The organism is Pantoea sp. RSPAM1, from assembly GCF_038816185.1.
Classification (GTDB): Bacteria; Pseudomonadota; Gammaproteobacteria; order Enterobacterales; family Enterobacteriaceae; genus Pantoea; species Pantoea ananatis.
The window spans coordinates 2,774,412-2,791,012 of record NZ_CP046137.1 but is presented as its reverse complement, the minus strand read 5'-3'; the positions used below and the strand labels follow the sequence as shown (position 1 = coordinate 2,791,012).

Sequence of the window (16,601 nt, the reverse complement as noted above, 5' to 3'; positions counted from 1 at the left end):
GTATTTCGCAGAGTGGGGCCATTCATCCGGCAGCGTCACTGCGAACTGCTCTGTCCATTTAAATAGCTATCCAGTGTGCCAAGCCCCTTTATAATTCCTTCATTAAGCAGTTCAACATTGTCGGCATAACTGTCTGCGTAGTAGTAAATATCCGGAATTCCGTTGTAGAGGCGGTTTCCTAATCGCTCTTTAACAACACATTCCATTTCCAGCGTAGTGGAACTAATTCTGTTATTTCGTTCATTGCAGATTTCCTGACGCGTTTAACTCAGTCGTAACGCCAGTGTCCTGCGCATGCTGACTCAATGAGCATCCCGATAGTGAGAGGAAAAGCCTCGCGTGGTTTTTTTGGATAATAGCGGCTAAAAGCTACTCCAACAGAATCCATTCCAAACGCATCAAAGACGTTCTGCAGGCATTCCGCTGCATCTTCCGGGTCGAGTTTCATGTCCAGATTAAGCGACATCTCGGGCGGGAGTGTTTTTTTCCGGAACGTCAGCAGGGAACGACTGTTTCACGGCTCAATTAGCGCCATCACGCGCGCCTGCGTCTCATCTACCATAACTTATCCTCCCCGTGGGCAACCGTGTTATACCGTTTGACCGTGTGAAAGCTGATATCGGCAACATCTCTGGCCAGAATCACCCAGCCCACGACAGGGACCGCACGCCCGATGAAATTGCTGAGCTTGTGTGTCGATCGTATGCGCGTTTTCAAGGGTGGGTATCCTCCATAAAACGTCCGCTTTGTGCTGTGAGTTCAACGGGTCGATGCAACGCTATCCTTAATCAAGGGGGGACGTTGCCATGAAACGAAGAACGCGCATTTACTACACGCCAGAACAGAAAGCGATTATCTGGGACAGATATAAGCAAGGTGATTCCCTGCATGATATCGCCAGAATGTTCGACAGATATCATTCTTCTATCATGCCCACTATCCACCAGACTGGTGGATACCGTCCCCCTGTCCGAAAGCGACATCGGTTAGCGCTTTCGCTAGATGAAAGAGAGGAGATATCCAGAGGGCTGGTAGCAAAACGTAGCATCAGGGACATCGCTGCCAAATTATCAAGAGCTCCTTCAACGATTAGCCGCGAGATAAAGAGGCACGGAGGTGCAAAACAATATCGTGCAGCAAAAGCGGATGCTACTGCATGGGAAAGTGCCCTGAGACCAAAAACCTGTAAGCTAATTGAAAGCCCCACATTGTGTAAAATTATTGCAGAGAAGATGCATCAGGACTGGTCGCCGGAACAAATCGCCGGTTGGCTAAAACGCTGTTATCCGGATAATCAGGAAATGCATGTGTCACACGAAACGATTTATAAAACGCTTTTTATACAAACCCGGGGGCATTAAAAAAAGAGCTGCAGCAATGCCTCAGAAGCGGAAGAGCGGTTCGTAGATCCAGAACGTCATCGCTTAAAGGGAAAGGATTAGGATCAATCCCGGATGCGATACCAATAAGCGAAAGGCCACCTGAAGTTGCAGACAGAGCCATACCGGGTCACTGGGAAGGTGACCTGATCCAGGGCTCGAAAAACTCCTATATAGTCACTCTCGTAGAACGCCATTCCCGCTTTGTTATGCTGGCCAAAATCAGAGACAACAGGACCATAACGGTTATATCTGCACTCATCAGACAAGCCCGGGAATTGCCTGTGGAGCTTTATAAAACATTAACATGGGACCGGGGCGCGGAAATGACCAGCCACACTCGATTTACTGTAGCGACAAACATTCAGATTTATTTCTGTGATCCTCAATCTCCCTGGCAACGTGGCTCAAATGAAAATACGAACAGATTGCTCAGACAATATTTTCCAAAAGGAACTGACTTATCGGTTCACAGCCAGCAAAGACTAAACAGTGTTGCCAGACAGCTCAACGAAAGGCCGAGAAAAACGCCAGACTATGAATCACCCGCAGAGCGGTTCAATAAGTGTGTTGCATCCATCGGTTGAACTCACAGATCTTAACGGCCAGATAGCACTGGCTGGAAGAATGAATGATCGTGAAAAGATGATGCTTCTTGACAGAGAATTTCATCAGATACTGGCTGAAATCGCGGGAAACCGGCGGCTGACGGATATTCCGGGCGTCATACATGCTCATGCGCAGCGTTTCTGGGCCATGACACTTTCGAACGTATCACATATCGAAGAAGTAATAGTCGAACACGAACAAATTATCAATGCGCTTGAGCAGGGAAGCGTGACCCATGCGATTTCAGCCGCTCAGGCTCATATAATATCCTTTAAACAGGCACTTTTGTCAGCATGACTTGCGTCTCAGCCACGCGGTCATTCCCTGGGGACACTGCAGGCCATTAAATGGCAATTCCATATGACGGCCTGGTAAGCGTACTCGCTTCACCGGGCAAGCACATGGCCAGGGCACTAATGATGCGGCGACGCTGACTCCCGCCGATCTGAAGTGTGTCAGAAGCTGATGTTTATGATTGCCTGACGCAAATGACCCCAGACGAAACTTACATATTTCTACACTAAGCGGCTTTTTACTGAGTGGAAAAACGTGAATGATTCAGGAAATGGCCCGGACAGGGCCATAGTGAAATTATTTCTCAGACATAAATGTCTATCACGTTGGCGCTGACGTTATTAACTTTATTCTCAGGGACAGCCTGGATGTCTTTATCTTTTTTCTCAGCTTTCTCTGCCTGCTTTCTCTGCAACTGAGCCATTTCAGCCGCCAGGCTTTGTATCTGCTTCTGTATCATTCTCGCCATTTCTTTTTTCTGTTCAGGCGTGATACCGTCTTCTGAAGGAATTTTGGCCAGTTTCTCTGTCAGTTTCTGAATCTGCTTAGCTATTTGCGCTATTTACGATGAGAGATCCTGACCAGAGCTGTCAGAAGCCCCTATGCCTGTATTAGTGGTGGTTTGAATTGAAATAGACACGTAGTCCTCCTTGTTGTCCTTGCTAAACCTCATTGATTATCGGTGTTGCGCAGAGAAACTTTAACCTTAAGTTACTACTCAGTACGCAACCAAATCCAATTGCTTTCAATTTCGCTCTGGTTTCGCAGAATGAAACGAAAAAGCCATCTTTTTTGCTCAGGAAGAGCCATTAAGTGTCTCTCTGCTGACTTACGCATCAGCCTGAAAGTGAAATTGTCGTGACAACATTTCAACCTTCTGACGTTATGTAAGCATCCCAGGAAAACTGACCATTCACTTCTGGCGCTCTTCTTATCTCTCCACAGAGCAAAAGTCCTCTTTTCGCTCATATGGGACAACCATAATCACATCTCCTAACCCAAAGGAGATTGAGCATGACAACATCCCCCTGGAACAAGGGCCGTATTATTGGCCAGAAACGGCCTCTTCAGATCTCTCATATCTGGGGTATCCGTATCAGACTTGAGCTGGAAGGAAAAGTACGCGATTTAGCTCTGTTTAACATGGCTCTGGACAGTAAACTTCGGGGCTGTGATCTGGTAAAGCTAAAAGTTTCTGATGTAGCCTATGGCCACTCTGTTTCGGGCAGAGCGACAGTGCTGCAGCAAAAAACTGGAAGTCCTGTACAGTTTGAACTTACTAAAGGAACAAGAGAGGCTGTAGCAGCCTGGATCAAAATGGCTCATCTACATAGTAGCGACTATCTATTCCAGTCCCGCGTCGGTTCTTCACGACATATCTCAACCAGGCAATATAACCGTATTTTTCATGGATGGATTGATAAGCTGGGTCTCGACGAGACTCTGTACAGTACGCATTCTATGCGAAGAACCAAGCCATGTCTGATCTATAAAAAAACGAAGAATCTTCGAGTGATCCAGCTACTTTTAGGTCACAAAAATCTCGAAAGTACCGTCCGTTATCTCGGTATTGAAGTGGATGATGCCCTGGAGATATCTGAGTCTATTGAAGTTTGATTTAGGAGGGCTGCAACAGCAGCCCGGTGCCAAAAGGAGACATCATTTGAGGAATATACAAATTAAAAAATGAAAGCACGGTTAGATATGCTTTCATGCCATCCAACTGGCAACGATTTTAATCAACCTTACCAGCAATCCGATCAAATAAAACCTCAGGATCTATAGTTTGAGTTCTGGTGCGCATCAGCGACAGTTGTCTGAAATGCGGGCTGCCATGAGCTATTACGGGCAAAAGCGCAGCGCCAATTGCAGGGGCCATAGCTCCAAGACGCGCACTTTCTAACCGCGACGTGTCTCTTGTTTTTCGGGCAGAGACAGAAGGAAGTAATGGATAGGTGCGATCAACCAGCGAGGAAAACAGCGCTGAAGGAAGATAGCCCCCAATCAAAATTTTCTGCGGATCGAACATGTTTTCAATGACTGAAATAAGGATACGTAACCGCTTACTGTTGCATTCCAGCCATGACATCAGCTGACTGTCTCGTTGAACGTACAATTTTTCAAGATAGCCGGGCTTTTCAACCGCATCCAGGTCAACGTTCAACGTGGTTGCCAGCTCCTCTAATGAGAAAGGGGGAATATCGCGGGGGCACTTCGTTAACTCAGGTGGCCAGCAGATCATCCCAATCTCACCCGCATTGTTAAACGCCCCCTGAAACGGCAGACCGTCGACAATGATTCCGGCACCCAGTCCGTGACCGACGAAGATATAGACGTAATGCGTCATTCCACTGGCTGCCCCCGCATGGCGTTCTGCTATCGCAGCGGCAGTCGCATCATTCTCAACAATAACCGGTACCCCACAGCGCGCTTCAAGCCTGTCGGCGACGGGAATCTGGCTCCACGACTGCCAACCCGGTGCACCGACGTACTCCTCGTATCCGGCCTCCTGCAGGGTCGGCATCGCGATGCCGGTTCCCCACACAGGTATCCCCTCACACTTCAGCGTCAGATCGGCAATGACGTGGGCGATGGTGTCGAGGCTCGCTTCAGGATTATTCCACTCCATTGGCGCGTGCAGGCTGGCTAACGCATTTGCGGCAAGGTCACAGGCGACAGCAGTAATCCCTTTCCGATCAAGATGTATTCCTAAAGCACAACCTGCGCGATGGTTAAGCCGCAACAACTTTTGCGGGGCACCGCGTCGGTGTTGCAGGCGCCCTTCCTCACTGACCAGCCCACGCTCAAGCAAATCCTTTGTGATGTTAGTAATCGTTTGAGGCTGGAGTCCTGTTGCGTTGACCAGGTCCGATCGCGATAGCACACCAGCCGTACGGATCAGATCAAAAACCAGCCTGCGATTATAGCGGCCTGAAAAGGCATGGTTATTACCCGGGTATGCCACAGTGCTTTCGCCTTTTTTAAATCCATTAAATGGATAATAGAATGGAGAGCCTAATCACGTCTAGCGCTCAATTTTTAAAAAAATCGATTTTTGTCATAAAAAAATCATAAAAGCCCCGTTTAATTGCCCACATTCACAATTTAATTAAACCATTAACTGGATTTAAATGCAGGAGTGTGCCGACAATGAGTAAGGTGTTTTATTCCCTGGTCGCGTTGACCGTCAGCGCGTTATTAATGACGGGCACCGCCAGTTCTTCTGAGTTGGTGATTTACACGGCTCACGGTGAAACGACGACATCACCTGTCCTTGAGATGTTTAAAAAAGTGCATCCGGAAATTAACGTCACACTGGTAAGAGGCGGTACTGGCGAAGTGGTCGAAAGGCTGCGCGCCGAAGCAGGCAACCCTTCAGCCGATCTCCTGTGGGGCGGCCCCACACAGATTTATGATGAAAATGCGGCTCTGTTCCAGCCTTATGAGAGCAAAACAGACAGTGCAATGGTCACCGCAGATCCACGTCATATCTGGCATCCTTTTACCCTTCTTCTGCAACCCATCATCGTGAGTACGAAGCGTGTCCCTTTAACAGAAATGCCGTCCACGCAGGCTGATATGGTGACAGGAAAATGGCGAAAACAGGGGACATTGATCATCCCCGATCCGGCCCGTTCGGGAACCGGTTATACCCTGATATCGGCGCTTGCCGGACAGTTTGGTTGGCCGTTTATCAGCAATCTGGTCAAAGGTGCACGGATCGCAGCAGGCTCCGATGATGCCTTCAACGCCGTCCGTGATGGCGAAGCCGCGGCAGGCTGGATAAACGAAGATTTGGGCGCTAAATGGAAAGCCAACGGACTGCCGGTCAGCATTGTTTATCCCACTGATGCGGTGACCGGTCAGATTGATGCACAGGCTGTCGTTCAGGGCGCTCCTCATCCCAATCAGGCTAAACTGTTTATCGACTTTCTCGGACAGAAAGACACGCATGAAAAAGTCAGGGATCTCACGATACGTCGTTCAGCCCGCTCAGATGTCGCGCCTCCCGCTGCGCTTCCCGATCTGAGCACGCTCAATATTATCTCGCCACAGGACCCTAAACAGGTTGTCGTCGCACGTTTTCAGGCGGCGTTACCAAAATGAAAGGGCTTCGTGATTCATGGCGCTGGTTCACCGTCCTTATGCTGCTGTTCTGTGGAATAACCATCCTCTGGCCTCAGGCTCGCCTGCTCAGCGCATCATTGCTGAGCGACAGTGGCAAATTTACCCTTGTAAGTCGGGCTGGAGGGCTTGAAGCCGTTCCGGAAATGACTCGCGACTATACGCTGAAAACAGATAAGGATGGCGTGACGGTGACAAAACGTGGCGATGAACCACTGCGTTTTGTCGCCTCGGGCACAAATAAAATAGTGATTCACAGTACATCGCCGCTCAGCGTTACCTCTGCAAGCCGCGGAGAAATGCATTTAGGCGTGGGCAGCGACACTTTACTCCTGACTCAGCAAGCGCCGCGAAGCCTTTTCAGTCGAACAGCGGCAAAATCGCTAACGGCTACCTTGCAGCCAGACGGAACAGTCATTCTCGGGCACGCGACGAATGCATTTATCACAGCAGAAAATCCGACGCTGGCCTATACGCTCAGCCATTATTTTGCCTTTATTGCCACCAGTGAAACGCTGCACGCTACCCTGAACAGCCTGATGATTTCCTTTTTTGCCACGACGCTCGCCGCGTTAATTGGCGTTTCGCTGGCCTATATGATCGCGCGCTTCAGAATTGCAGGCGCCAACGCGCTTGTTTTCATGGTGACAATGGCATCGGTTTCTCCCCCTTTCCTTGGTGCCTATGCCTGGCGGCTTCTGCTGGGACGCAACGGGATTGTGACGACGTTGCTGGACTTGCAGACGTCAATTGTGGGCATTTATGGGGTCACTTGGGTCATCACTTGGCTGGTTTTTCCGGTTATATTTTTGCTCAGTTACAGCGCCTTTCGGCAACTGGATGCGTCCCATATTGAGGCAGCAGAGTCTCTGGGCGCATCCCCCTTACGTGCCCGTCTGACAGTGGAGATTCCGTTAGCCATGCCGGGAATCGTGACAGGGCTCTATCTGGCGATGATGGCGGCCCTGTCAGACTTCGGCACACCGCGCATCATTGGTCTTGATTTGAATGTCTTACCTGTACTGATCTATAACGCGTTTCTGAGTGAAGCGGGAAGAAACCCTGCACTGGCGGCCACGGGTTCAGTGGTTCTGGTTACGATTTCCAGCCTTTTTCTCATGATGCAGCAGCTCTATCTTTCACGTCGTGGGTATGCTGCCGTTTCATCACGGCGTCCCAAACAACGCGAACTCTCACGTGCAGGTCACTGCCTGACCCTTATTCTGAGCGGCTGTGTTCTGCTGCTGGCCTTTGTCCCGCACATCACGGTCCTGGTTACCAGCTTTGTTAAATGGCGTGTGGGCCTGCCAACGCTGACGCCCACGCTGGCTAACTATATAACCATGTGGCAAAACGGGTTGATGCCCGCATGGGTCACGCTGTCACTGGGTCTTTCGGGCACGCTGTTTGCCTTTGCCGGTGGACTGGGCGTGGCTTACGTTCTGGTGCGTAAACGCTACACATTCCTTGCGCCTTCGCTTAGCGGTCTTGTCATGTTGCCTTATGTTATTCCTGGAACCGTGCTGGGCATCGGGCTGATCCTGATTTTCAATCAGGCACCTCTGCAGCTCACCGGGACGTGGTTTATTCTGGCACTGGCTTACGTCGTCCGAAACCTGCCCTTTACCGTTAAAGCGTCTGAAGCCGCACTTCGCCAGGTTCATCCTGCTCTCGACGAAGCCGCCATCAGCTTAGGTGCCAGACCCGCTCGCGTTTTTCTGACCATCACGGCCCCGCTAATGCTGGCCGGGGCACTCACCGGTGCGACGCTGACTTTTTTACATATCGTCACTGAACTGTCTTCGACAATCGTCCTCTATCGTCCGCCCTGGAAGCCCATGACGGCCGTAATATTTGAAAACACGCTGGTCGATGCCGATTTTGGCATTTCTGCAGCCCAGACGATTTTGCTGATGCTGATTATCTATGTGCCACTTTATGCCGTTGTCCGCTACGGGCAGTCGGAGAGGAACAATTATGTCTGACATTCATCACGACGCAGCATCGCGGCGAGGCTGTGAGGTGACTATTCAGTCTGTATCAAAACGCTACAGCACGCATCTTGTTCTGGATGATGTCTCAATGACGATCCGACCGGGTGAGTTCTTTACGTTGCTGGGCCCGTCAGGCTGCGGTAAAACGACATTACTTCGTTCAGTGGCAGGCTTTCATGCGATTAACAGCGGCCACATCTTATTTGACGGCGTCGACGTGTCAACACGCGCCCCCTGGGACAGAAATATCGGTTTTGTCTTCCAGAACTACGCGCTGTGGCCCAATAAAACCATCTTCGATAACGTGGCTTACGGACTTAAGTTACGGAAAATCAGTAGAGAATACATTCAAAAGCGGGTTCGCCTTGCACTGGCTCAGGTGCAGCTTCGCCATGTGGAAGACCGCTATCCGGCTGAAATGAGCGGCGGCATGCAGCAGCGCATCGCAATGGCCCGCGCACTTGTTATCGATCCGCCACTGTTGTTACTGGATGAGCCGATGTCCAACCTTGACGCAAAACTCCGCGTCTCGTTAAGGCAGGAACTGCGTGAATTACAGCAGCGCATCGGTGTGACCGCTATTTATGTCACACACGATCAGGAAGAGGCGTTGGCGCTGTCTGACCGCATTGCCGTGATGAAGGGAGGAAAAGTCGATCAGCTCGCCTGCCCGGAAGCGGTCTATTCCCGTCCCGAAACGCGCTTTGTGGCAGACTTTGTCGGTCAGGCCAACTTTATCGACGGCGTACTGGAAGACCAGGGCTTCAGACCGGATGACGGTCCTTTTTTAAACATCATCGATCCGTCACGCAGAGGACGAGCAACCTTTTTCGTGCGTCCCGAAAGCGTTCACTTTTGTGAGCCGGGCACTGGCGCCTGCGACGTGACCGTCACGGATGTACGTTATATTGGCCGCGCATGGGTTCACACCTTGTCATTCAGCCCCCTGCACAGCCTCTCAGCTGAAGCCAGCGCCCCTCTGCCGCGCGGCAAGCGAGTTGGCATTACGTTTGGCAACCCACGTTTTATGAAGGAGGAGGCATGACAAAAAATGACCTCGACAGACCTCGCCTTCTTCTGGCGGCGAAACGCGCAGCCCGGGCAGGCGGTGCTGAGCTGGTTAAGCGCTTTGGCAGTCTGGAAGACACCGACATCAGTAAGAAAGGCACCGCAGATTATGCTTCTGCCGCCGATCTGGCTGCAGAAAGCATCATCTTTTCGCGTCTTAACGAAGACGCGCCGGGTTTTGGTTTCCTGGGAGAAGAAACGGGGTTTACCCGCGGCCACCATGCGCAATACTGGGTCGTCGACCCGCTGGATGGCACCAGCAATTTTATCTGGGGTATCCCTTACTTTGCGGTCAGCATTGCGCTCTGCGATGACGAGGGGGAAATACTGGGCGTTGTATACGATCCGCTTCGGGAAGAGTGCTTTACCGCCATCAGAGGTCACGGTGCCCGCCTGGATGGTATGCCGCTTCCCGGTTTGACGGCGAAAACACCGGCTGAAGCACTATGCTCAGTCTCGCTGCCCGTTCCAGGCCAGTTAAAGGTGATTGACCGGGCGGTGCTGTTTAACGGCCTGGCGCGGCTTATGGCTGAAAGCGCAGGCGTCCGGCGACTGGGTTCGGCGGCGCTCGATCTTGCCTATGTCGCGTCAGGCAGACTGGACGCGTTTTTTGAGGACGGGTTGAGTTATTACGATATCGCCGCAGGAAAATTGATTGCCCAGGAGAACGGCATTCAGGTCAGGCAATTTTCTGGCGAAGAAGCCCGTGAAGGTTCGGTGGTAGCAGCGCGTCCTGAACTTTATGACTGGTTCCATCAACGCTTTTCATAACCCCTCAGTGAGCTATATCTACATGCATATATGAAGTGCGCACAGGCAAGATGTGTCAGCCCATAGCTTTTAAAACTATTGAGCACCACAGACCTCAAGTATGCATGTCAGTAGGGTTCGTTTTAACTTCTGACCCGACTTTGACCGGTGTCGCACATAACGGACTCAGGTATTCTTTAATGTCCGCTTGGTGCCAGAAGCGGAACTTGCTTACATCGCGCTATGTTAGTTTGCTGGGAGCAGGTCACCGTATTGCCACAGAATGGGTGGGGCTTTTACAGGATTTAAAAGGTCTGGAGAGGGAATTATTCGGAGACTCTGGTGGTTAGGTTGCTGTAAGATAGATGCTGGGTGTCACCGCACAATGCGGCAGGGCAGGAAAAACTCAACGCAGGTCGGGCCGCCGCGTGGAGTTCCCATGCCCAATGAACCTAGATCCCTCGCGCCTTAAAAACGCTCACGAATACCCAGCGACATCTTCCGCTCTTGCATTTCTGTCCCGATTCTTTGCCGCTGAGTCAGCGGGCGGCCTGATCCTCATGGCATCAGCTTTCACTGCGCTTGTTGTCGCCAATTCCCCTTTGTCTGCTGGCTATTTCTCAGCATTGCATATCAAGGTCATTGGCCTGTCGGTTGAGCATTGGATCAACGATGGCCTGATGGCTGCCTTCTTCTTGCTAGTAGGCCTTGAGATCAAGCGTGAAATGCTGGTCGGCCAGTTATCCAGCTGGAGTCAAAGGGCTCTGCCAGGATTTGCCGCTTTGGGGGGCATGCTTGTACCGGCCCTAATCTACCTCGCTATTAACTGGGGAAACGCTGTGACCATGGGAGGCTGGGCCATTCCAGCAGCAACTGATATCGCCTTTGCTCTCGGGGTGCTTTCGCTGCTTGGAAAGCGTGTGCCTATGTCGCTCAAGATGTTCCTTTCCGCCTTGGCGATTCTGGATGACCTGGGGGCAGTGGTAATTATTGCACTGTTCTACACGAGTGGTTTGTCCGTCAGCATGCTCCTAGCATCGCTGGCCGTTATCGTTCTTTTGGTGGTCTTCAATCGTTGTGGAGTAACTAGGCTTCTTCCTTATCTATTAGCTGGCGGGCTGCTTTGGTTCTTTATGCTTCAATCCGGTGTTCACGCGACCTTGGCGGGTGTCATTCTTGCGTTGTGTATACCTTTAGGTGATCCGGAGAACGAGAGTAGGTCACCGATCTTACGCCTGGAGGGCAAGCTTCATCCTTGGGTAGCGCTTGCCATTTTGCCTATCTTCGGCTTTGCCAATGCGGGCGTATCGCTTGCAGGTATTTCTCCTGACAACCTAGTCGACCCGGTGCCGCTGGGAGTGACTCTCGGATTATTACTTGGGAAGCAAGTCGGGGTATTTGGCTTGGCTGCACTAGCGATCAGCTCAGGGTTGTCAAAACCACCCAGTGGGTGTGGATGGCTACAACTCTACGGAACTGCGCTTTTATGCGGCATTGGTTTCACGATGAGTCTTTTTATCGGCACTCTGGCTTTTCCGGACAGCCAGCATTTGGTCGACGAAGTGAAGGTCGGTGTGCTGATGGGCTCTGTCATTTCCGCCATCCTGGGTGTCGTTGTATTGCTGTGTGCCAAGCGTCGAATATCTGGGCAATCCATCTAGTTGAATGAACCGTGCCTAGCTCTTGAGAGGACAATCAATCCCGCTCCCTTGCATTGGCTGCAGGCGAGCGGGATTCTGATAAGGGGAGGGTAGTCAGCCAGTTCAGGTTTTAAAAAAGGCGCGGTAAGCGCTCATCAAGGCTGTTTGCATCGCATTGATCCCTTATTCATTCAGTTGGAAAAGCTAAAAATCTTCTGCTCTAAGTAGAACTCCCCCAGACCAGAATCTATCTGGTGATAAATGTCCGCTTCTCGCTCATAGCGCGACCTCCATCTCAGCCAGCCTGTCGGCTTTGTGCCAGAAGCTGACACTGGAAAGCCCGCACACAATAAGCTCTCGATAGCGGGTCAGGTAACGCTGAGGTGACGTAACTCACTTCACAATGTTGCCCGTTAAAAGGCCAGCCTTTGCTGGCTTTTTAATGGTTTTATTTTGGCGTCAAAAGCTTATGCAGGCTGGCGTATCCACGCGCATGACTGACTCCTGACCGAACTGCTTTTTATAAAGCGTGCGTAGTTCTTCGACACGGCCATTGCTCTCCATATCGGAATGATAAACCAGAACTAAAGCCTTGCTTTTTTCTCTTGCTAACAGCCCGTTCTTGCCCGGCCACTGGTCCTGTGCATCATAAACTGACAGGCCAGATTTAAAGCGCGGTGTCACCTCGTTATCTATGAAATGCATCCATTCCACTGAGCTCACGTTGCCACCCTGCGGCTTGCTGAGGCCAAACCATAATGTGGTTTTCATCATCACTTTTCCGCCTGCGCAAACGGGAACAGGCCGGGCAGAGTGCGGAATCGATGAAGAGGGTGACTGACAGCCCACGAGCAACAAACTGTGTACGAATGAAAGGCACATTATGCGAGACATAAACAGATATACTTGAGGTGTAAGTGTGCAATCCACTTAAGCCAGCCCTGCTGAGCAGGGCTTTTCCGATACAGTGTTATTTCTGACAGGAGTTAAGCAGAGTCATACCGTTATCAGTGCGTAGATGTCCCAGTGATACCTTTTAAAGCGAGTAGTGCCACCTTTTTAAATACGTGTACAGCGTCGATATTTTCGTTAAAACCTCATTTAAAATTCAGAAAATACTTAAAAAAAATTATTGAATTGACCTCGCCTTATATATCAAGAGATAGTTGTGCCTGCCTTAAATCTCTTTTTTAACGAAACTGAACTGCCATTCAGACAGTTAATGTCTTTTCAAACCACAAATGCAGGCAGTTTTCAGTATCGAAGGGCTTAACAGGCCGGAGGATTATTATGCAGACGAACATTATTCATTCGGACTATGAAGAGGATGTACACAAGGTTATTGGCCAGGCTGTTTCTCGTGTGGTTGCCTCAGGAAAACCTCTGAATAAAGAGAGTATACTTTCTCTGTTACGTGAGTCAGAGCAGCAGTCTGTGGACGGGACAAGAGAAGTTTATGCAGTGGCCATACGCAAAGTAAGTAAAGAGATGGACTGACGATAACTGTGGTTTCAGATGTGCATATCAACAGATTCCGTGCGAAGAATCGTGTTGATACCCTGTCGGGAGTTAATATTCAACGGATGCAACGCTGCCGGACGGGCTGAAACACACGGGTAAACGTCAGTGCAGAAAGGCCTGCGAAGTCAGCTGTATTGCTTTTTTTATTACCCCCGGCGCGCATCGTCAGTTTCCTGGGTATGCATCTGCCTGAGATATTCCGACACCGTTTCAGCACTGATATCAGCATCATTATCGATCAACGCCAAAACAGCTTCGCCAATAACGATATTGACCTTTTCCTCTTCACTTTTGTACATACCACTATTCCTGTTGACTGACAGCATAAGTCCGCTGCAGCGGATATGCATAAAAACACTGGAGCAGCTGTTTAATATTGTACTTTTAAGTACTGCCCCGACCCTTAAACTGAAACTTAAATTACACTAAGCGCAGCATGCCCACCGGTAAAGAAAAATTTCATCTACGGCTTAAAACAGCACAGATTGTCTCTTCTCTGATGAAAACTCCGGCAGGCCATAAAACTCGCTTTTGGTCCTGGCGGGCTTCCTCCGCGGGAAAATTATTCAACGCGAGCAGTGCTGCGGTAATAAAAAAAACCGCCCGCAGGCGGTAAAGTCATCATCCATGCAATACGAAACATTCCTCAGAGGGATATCCTCTGACATTTTGGTAATTTGGGTAGTGTCATGCAAGCGTAAGCGGCAAATATTCCCCTGATTATATCCAGTCCCCGCTCCCGGACTTTTTGTCAAATTCCCCCTCAGAGTGTTGAATTATCCGGTTTAACGCCACAGCCAGAGTAGCAGTTCTGATTAAGTCTATTCCTGGGGTGGAACCTGACGACAGTGCCTTCCGGGCAGGCCGCTAAACGTGCCGGCATCATTGCCTGTACGGTGATGCTGGCAGGTTGTGTGAATACAGCCGCGACAGACATCGCCTCGGTGTATTCCCGCAGCTGCACACCGGCCCGGTTTGATGATATCTACCGCAACCGCTCGCCTGAGGTTGTGCGTTACAAACGCAATACCCTGGTCAGCCCCTGTCCTGCCGATGCGCAGCTGGGCACTCTGAAGCAGACGTAGATATCACCATGCCAACGCAGCTGTTAAGCACAGTCGGTGAGGGATTTCGCTATCTGCGGCTGGAGTCAGGCTGTTCACTGTGTTCCGCAACCACCGCTGCGTTTTCCGAACTGCTCAGCTCTCTGCTGCCTGCCGTTCAGCGTACTATCGTCCCCCTGAGCGTGAGCAGCAGGCTGCCCGTTGATTAAGTACGTCAGAGATTTAAGTGCCTCACTTAAAAAACCTATAGAAAACAAGCTAGCCTGCAAAATAGTCTCTGAGTGACTTAGGATTTGTCTTAAAAAAAAGATTGTAAACCTGTACAACATACATTTATTCTGTAGACATTTTATTTCATTAATATTGTTTTAATTAGATTTAATATCTGATAAAAGCGAAGCGATTTATTAAAAACAGCTTTTTACTCCGTCATAGCGTACTGTTTATGATTGGTTTTATCGAAAATTAGAGCCATGATCTTATCTCATCTGATGTTTCACACAGTTAACGAGGTGACAGTTATGAGTAAGAGACGTGGTGGAGCAGGAAATTTTGCGGAAAACCCTCAGCGTGCTTCGGAGGCTGGCAGGAAGGGCGGATCAGTCAGCAGCGGCAATTTCAAAAATAATCCAGAAAGAGCGGTTGAGGCCGGCAGAAAAGGTGGAAAGGCAAGCCGGCGCGGTAATATGCAGGACGTGATAGTACGGCCCATATGAGTGGATGAGGTGGGGTTGATTCAGAGGCACTCAGAATGCAGGCTACGAGCGGATTATGCTCATCATTTTACTGAGCGCGGGCTGCCCGGCATTACTCGATTGCTCAACATGACTCTACAGGTAAAGTAAGATGTCCCCTTCTTCCGACCCACAGATGTTACTGTTGCTGTATTTCGTCTTGCCTGTCTGGCTTATTGCAGGCTTTGCTGACTGGCTTTGCCACAGAGCAGCCAATATTGAAACAACCTCTGGCCTGAAAGAAACCTATATTCATATTCTGATGTTTCTGGAGATGGGGCTGCCTTTGCTCGCAGCCCTTTTTTTAGAGGTAAACGCGTTAGTTATTGCATTTATGATTGTTCTGTTTTTTTGCCATGAGGTTACAGCTTTATGGGATGTAAAATACGCAGTGGCTACCAGGCGGGTATCGCCAGTTGAGCAACATGTACACAGTTTTTTAGAAATTGTACCGCTGATGGCACTTCTGCTTGTCATTTCACGTCACTGGCCGCAATTTTTGTCACTTTTTGGTTTCGGACAAGAATCTGCACGCTTTGAACTCAAACCAAGAGCTGAACCATTGCCCGGTAAATATATCGTGACTGTTCTTGCAGGTATCTTTGTGCTTGAGTTACTGCCTTACTTTGAAGAATACTGGCGCGGGAAAAAAGCCAGGCGTGAGCAAAATACTTGACCTTCCACCTGCCTATAATGGACATGGGTCTGTTCATCAATTTGCGCGGAGCCATTAGCGGAATTAAAAAAAATAATTACTTCCAATGGATATCACCAAGTAAGTTATTAGATTAATTGAAATATTATTTTATGATCTAAAAGTTGAATAATCAGCATTCTCTTCCATGCTTAACAGTAATACTTAATTTAGGAGCAATCATGCTGGATGAATACAAGAAATGCATTGAAGCCTGTTATTTATGCGCTGCGGCATGTGATAATTGCGCGGCTTCCTGCCTTGAGGAAAAAAACCTTGAGATGATGCGTGTGTGTATCAAGCTGGACATACAGTGTGCAAATATCTGTCGTCTTGCCGCTCAATTTATGGCCCTTAATAGCGAGGTTGCTAAAGAGCTTTGTCGGGTTTGTGCTGATGTTTGCCAGAGGTGCGGCGATGAGTCCGGCAGGCATGAACATGACCATTGCCAGGATTGCTCAAGAGCCTGCAAGCGTTGTGCTGAACAATGCATCAAAATAGCCGCATAAGAATGTATTTTCAGGGAGGTTCTGGCGGGTTTTGACACTGTTTAAAAAAAGATTTGCAAAATACAATAAGCTGGCAGAGCCTGAATGCAAAACAATTGATTCATATTATGCTTCTGGCTTTTCATAAGTAAGTGAGGTGTGGTGAGCATTATTGAGTTGATGCATTCTGCATGGCTTGATTCCATAACTGGCATCATGCCCTCATCACGTCACATGAATC

18 protein-coding genes and 1 pseudogene are annotated in these 16,601 nt (G+C 49.6%); 14 read left to right on the top strand and 5 right to left on the bottom strand.

What is annotated here, in order from left to right:
* Nucleotides 1-268 precede the first annotated feature (268 nt).
* Nucleotides 269-499: a DUF1493 family protein gene (locus GKC68_RS13520; protein WP_264253681.1), complete on the bottom strand. Its 231-nt coding sequence runs from the start codon at nt 497-499 to the stop codon at nt 269-271.
* 307 nt (nt 500-806) lie between these two features.
* On the opposite strand from GKC68_RS13520, the pseudogene GKC68_RS13515 reads away from it, so the two are divergent.
* Both GKC68_RS13515 and GKC68_RS13510 read left to right on the top strand, forming a co-directional pair.
* Nucleotides 807-1,966, top strand: a pseudogene (locus GKC68_RS13515) (IS30 family transposase).
* Nucleotides 1,917-2,285, top strand: coding sequence for an FCD domain-containing protein (locus tag GKC68_RS13510; RefSeq protein ID WP_081047073.1), 369 nt, complete (start codon nt 1,917-1,919; stop codon nt 2,283-2,285). Before GKC68_RS13515 ends, GKC68_RS13510 begins: the two are co-directional and overlap by 50 nt.
* Before the next feature lie 301 nt (nt 2,286-2,586).
* Here GKC68_RS13510 and GKC68_RS13505 read toward each other — a convergent pair whose 3' ends face one another.
* Entirely contained in the window at nt 2,587-2,793 is a 207-nt protein-coding gene (locus GKC68_RS13505; RefSeq protein ID WP_342656895.1) for a FlxA-like family protein, read from the bottom strand.
* 503 nt (nt 2,794-3,296) lie between these two features.
* Here GKC68_RS13505 and GKC68_RS13500 point away from each other — a divergent pair.
* A complete protein-coding gene (locus GKC68_RS13500) occupies nt 3,297-3,899 on the top strand; it encodes a site-specific integrase (RefSeq protein WP_054634134.1) in 603 nt (200 codons plus the stop codon).
* Between the two features lie 118 nt (nt 3,900-4,017).
* Here the strand turns inward: GKC68_RS13500 and GKC68_RS13495 are convergent, their stop codons facing one another.
* Nucleotides 4,018-5,247, bottom strand: a complete 1,230-nt coding sequence (locus GKC68_RS13495) for an ROK family transcriptional regulator (RefSeq protein WP_022623068.1) — start codon at nt 5,245-5,247, stop codon at nt 4,018-4,020.
* A gap of 185 nt (nt 5,248-5,432) precedes the next feature.
* On the opposite strand from GKC68_RS13495, the gene GKC68_RS13490 reads away from it, so the two are divergent.
* The 5 genes from GKC68_RS13490 (at nt 5,433) to nhaA (ending at nt 11,880) form a co-directional block, all read left to right on the top strand.
* Nucleotides 5,433-6,389, top strand: coding sequence for an extracellular solute-binding protein (locus GKC68_RS13490; RefSeq protein ID WP_264253651.1), 957 nt, complete (start codon nt 5,433-5,435; stop codon nt 6,387-6,389).
* Nucleotides 6,386-8,392 carry an iron ABC transporter permease gene (locus GKC68_RS13485; protein ID WP_264253652.1) on the top strand — a complete coding sequence of 669 codons (2,007 nt, stop codon included), beginning with the start codon at nt 6,386-6,388 and terminating at the stop codon, nt 8,390-8,392. The genes GKC68_RS13490 and GKC68_RS13485 overlap by 4 nt, the downstream gene beginning before the upstream one ends.
* A complete protein-coding gene (locus tag GKC68_RS13480) occupies nt 8,385-9,446 on the top strand; it encodes an ABC transporter ATP-binding protein (protein ID WP_264253653.1) in 1,062 nt (353 codons plus the stop codon). Before GKC68_RS13485 ends, GKC68_RS13480 begins: the two co-directional genes overlap by 8 nt.
* Nucleotides 9,443-10,240: an inositol monophosphatase family protein gene (locus GKC68_RS13475; protein WP_022623065.1), complete on the top strand. Its 798-nt coding sequence runs from the start codon at nt 9,443-9,445 to the stop codon at nt 10,238-10,240. The genes GKC68_RS13480 and GKC68_RS13475 overlap by 4 nt, the downstream gene beginning before the upstream one ends.
* Nucleotides 10,241-10,779: 539 nt before the next feature.
* Nucleotides 10,780-11,880 (top strand): Na+/H+ antiporter NhaA, encoded by a 1,101-nt coding sequence (nhaA, locus tag GKC68_RS13470; protein WP_239642652.1) that lies wholly within the window; start codon nt 10,780-10,782, stop codon nt 11,878-11,880.
* A gap of 438 nt (nt 11,881-12,318) precedes the next feature.
* Here the strand turns inward: nhaA and GKC68_RS13465 are convergent, their stop codons facing one another.
* Nucleotides 12,319-12,753, bottom strand: a complete 435-nt coding sequence (locus GKC68_RS13465) for a DUF3574 domain-containing protein (protein ID WP_028722284.1) — start codon at nt 12,751-12,753, stop codon at nt 12,319-12,321.
* Nucleotides 12,754-13,149: 396 nt separating this feature from the next.
* On the opposite strand from GKC68_RS13465, the gene GKC68_RS13460 reads away from it, so the two are divergent.
* Complete coding sequence (locus GKC68_RS13460; RefSeq protein WP_028722283.1) at nt 13,150-13,356, top strand: hypothetical protein; 207 nt, start codon at nt 13,150-13,152, stop codon at nt 13,354-13,356.
* Nucleotides 13,357-13,526: 170 nt separating this feature from the next.
* Here GKC68_RS13460 and GKC68_RS13455 read toward each other — a convergent pair whose 3' ends face one another.
* The gene (locus GKC68_RS13455; protein ID WP_155301427.1) at nt 13,527-13,679 is read right to left on the bottom strand and encodes a hypothetical protein; all 153 of its coding nucleotides are present in this window, start codon (nt 13,677-13,679) and stop codon (nt 13,527-13,529) included.
* 549 nt (nt 13,680-14,228) lie between these two features.
* On the opposite strand from GKC68_RS13455, the gene GKC68_RS13450 reads away from it, so the two are divergent.
* The 5 genes from GKC68_RS13450 to GKC68_RS13430 all read left to right on the top strand — a co-directional run bounded on the left by GKC68_RS13450 (nt 14,229) and on the right by GKC68_RS13430 (nt 16,381).
* The gene (locus tag GKC68_RS13450; protein WP_028722282.1) at nt 14,229-14,465 is read left to right on the top strand and encodes a hypothetical protein; all 237 of its coding nucleotides are present in this window, start codon (nt 14,229-14,231) and stop codon (nt 14,463-14,465) included.
* Between the two features lie 8 nt (nt 14,466-14,473).
* Complete coding sequence (locus GKC68_RS13445; RefSeq protein ID WP_028722281.1) at nt 14,474-14,653, top strand: hypothetical protein; 180 nt, start codon at nt 14,474-14,476, stop codon at nt 14,651-14,653.
* A gap of 312 nt (nt 14,654-14,965) precedes the next feature.
* Nucleotides 14,966-15,160 (top strand): general stress protein, encoded by a 195-nt coding sequence (locus tag GKC68_RS13440; protein WP_071994847.1) that lies wholly within the window; start codon nt 14,966-14,968, stop codon nt 15,158-15,160.
* 130 nt (nt 15,161-15,290) lie between these two features.
* Nucleotides 15,291-15,854 carry a hypothetical protein gene (locus GKC68_RS13435; protein ID WP_028722280.1) on the top strand — a complete coding sequence of 188 codons (564 nt, stop codon included), beginning with the start codon at nt 15,291-15,293 and terminating at the stop codon, nt 15,852-15,854.
* 200 nt (nt 15,855-16,054) lie between these two features.
* Nucleotides 16,055-16,381, top strand: coding sequence for a four-helix bundle copper-binding protein (locus GKC68_RS13430; RefSeq protein ID WP_071994846.1), 327 nt, complete (start codon nt 16,055-16,057; stop codon nt 16,379-16,381).
* Nucleotides 16,382-16,601 lie beyond the last annotated feature (220 nt).

Coding starts and splice junctions, on each gene's coding strand:
- GKC68_RS13510 (WP_081047073.1), top strand. CDS start 1,917: ATGAATCACCCGCAGAGCGGTTCAATAAGTGTGTTGCATCCATCGGTT.
- GKC68_RS13500 (WP_054634134.1), top strand. CDS start 3,297: ATGACAACATCCCCCTGGAACAAGGGCCGTATTATTGGCCAGAAACGG.
- GKC68_RS13485 (WP_264253652.1), top strand. CDS start 6,386: ATGAAAGGGCTTCGTGATTCATGGCGCTGGTTCACCGTCCTTATGCTG.
- nhaA (WP_239642652.1), top strand. CDS start 10,780: ATGGCATCAGCTTTCACTGCGCTTGTTGTCGCCAATTCCCCTTTGTCT.
- GKC68_RS13435 (WP_028722280.1), top strand. CDS start 15,291: ATGTCCCCTTCTTCCGACCCACAGATGTTACTGTTGCTGTATTTCGTC.
- GKC68_RS13460 (WP_028722283.1), top strand. CDS start 13,150: ATGCAGACGAACATTATTCATTCGGACTATGAAGAGGATGTACACAAG.
- GKC68_RS13475 (WP_022623065.1), top strand. CDS start 9,443: ATGACAAAAAATGACCTCGACAGACCTCGCCTTCTTCTGGCGGCGAAA.
- GKC68_RS13465 (WP_028722284.1), bottom strand. CDS start 12,753: ATGTCTCGCATAATGTGCCTTTCATTCGTACACAGTTTGTTGCTCGTG.
- GKC68_RS13445 (WP_028722281.1), top strand. CDS start 14,474: ATGCCAACGCAGCTGTTAAGCACAGTCGGTGAGGGATTTCGCTATCTG.
- GKC68_RS13480 (WP_264253653.1), top strand. CDS start 8,385: ATGTCTGACATTCATCACGACGCAGCATCGCGGCGAGGCTGTGAGGTG.
- GKC68_RS13490 (WP_264253651.1), top strand. CDS start 5,433: ATGAGTAAGGTGTTTTATTCCCTGGTCGCGTTGACCGTCAGCGCGTTA.
- GKC68_RS13455 (WP_155301427.1), bottom strand. CDS start 13,679: ATGTACAAAAGTGAAGAGGAAAAGGTCAATATCGTTATTGGCGAAGCT.
- GKC68_RS13430 (WP_071994846.1), top strand. CDS start 16,055: ATGCTGGATGAATACAAGAAATGCATTGAAGCCTGTTATTTATGCGCT.
- GKC68_RS13440 (WP_071994847.1), top strand. CDS start 14,966: ATGAGTAAGAGACGTGGTGGAGCAGGAAATTTTGCGGAAAACCCTCAG.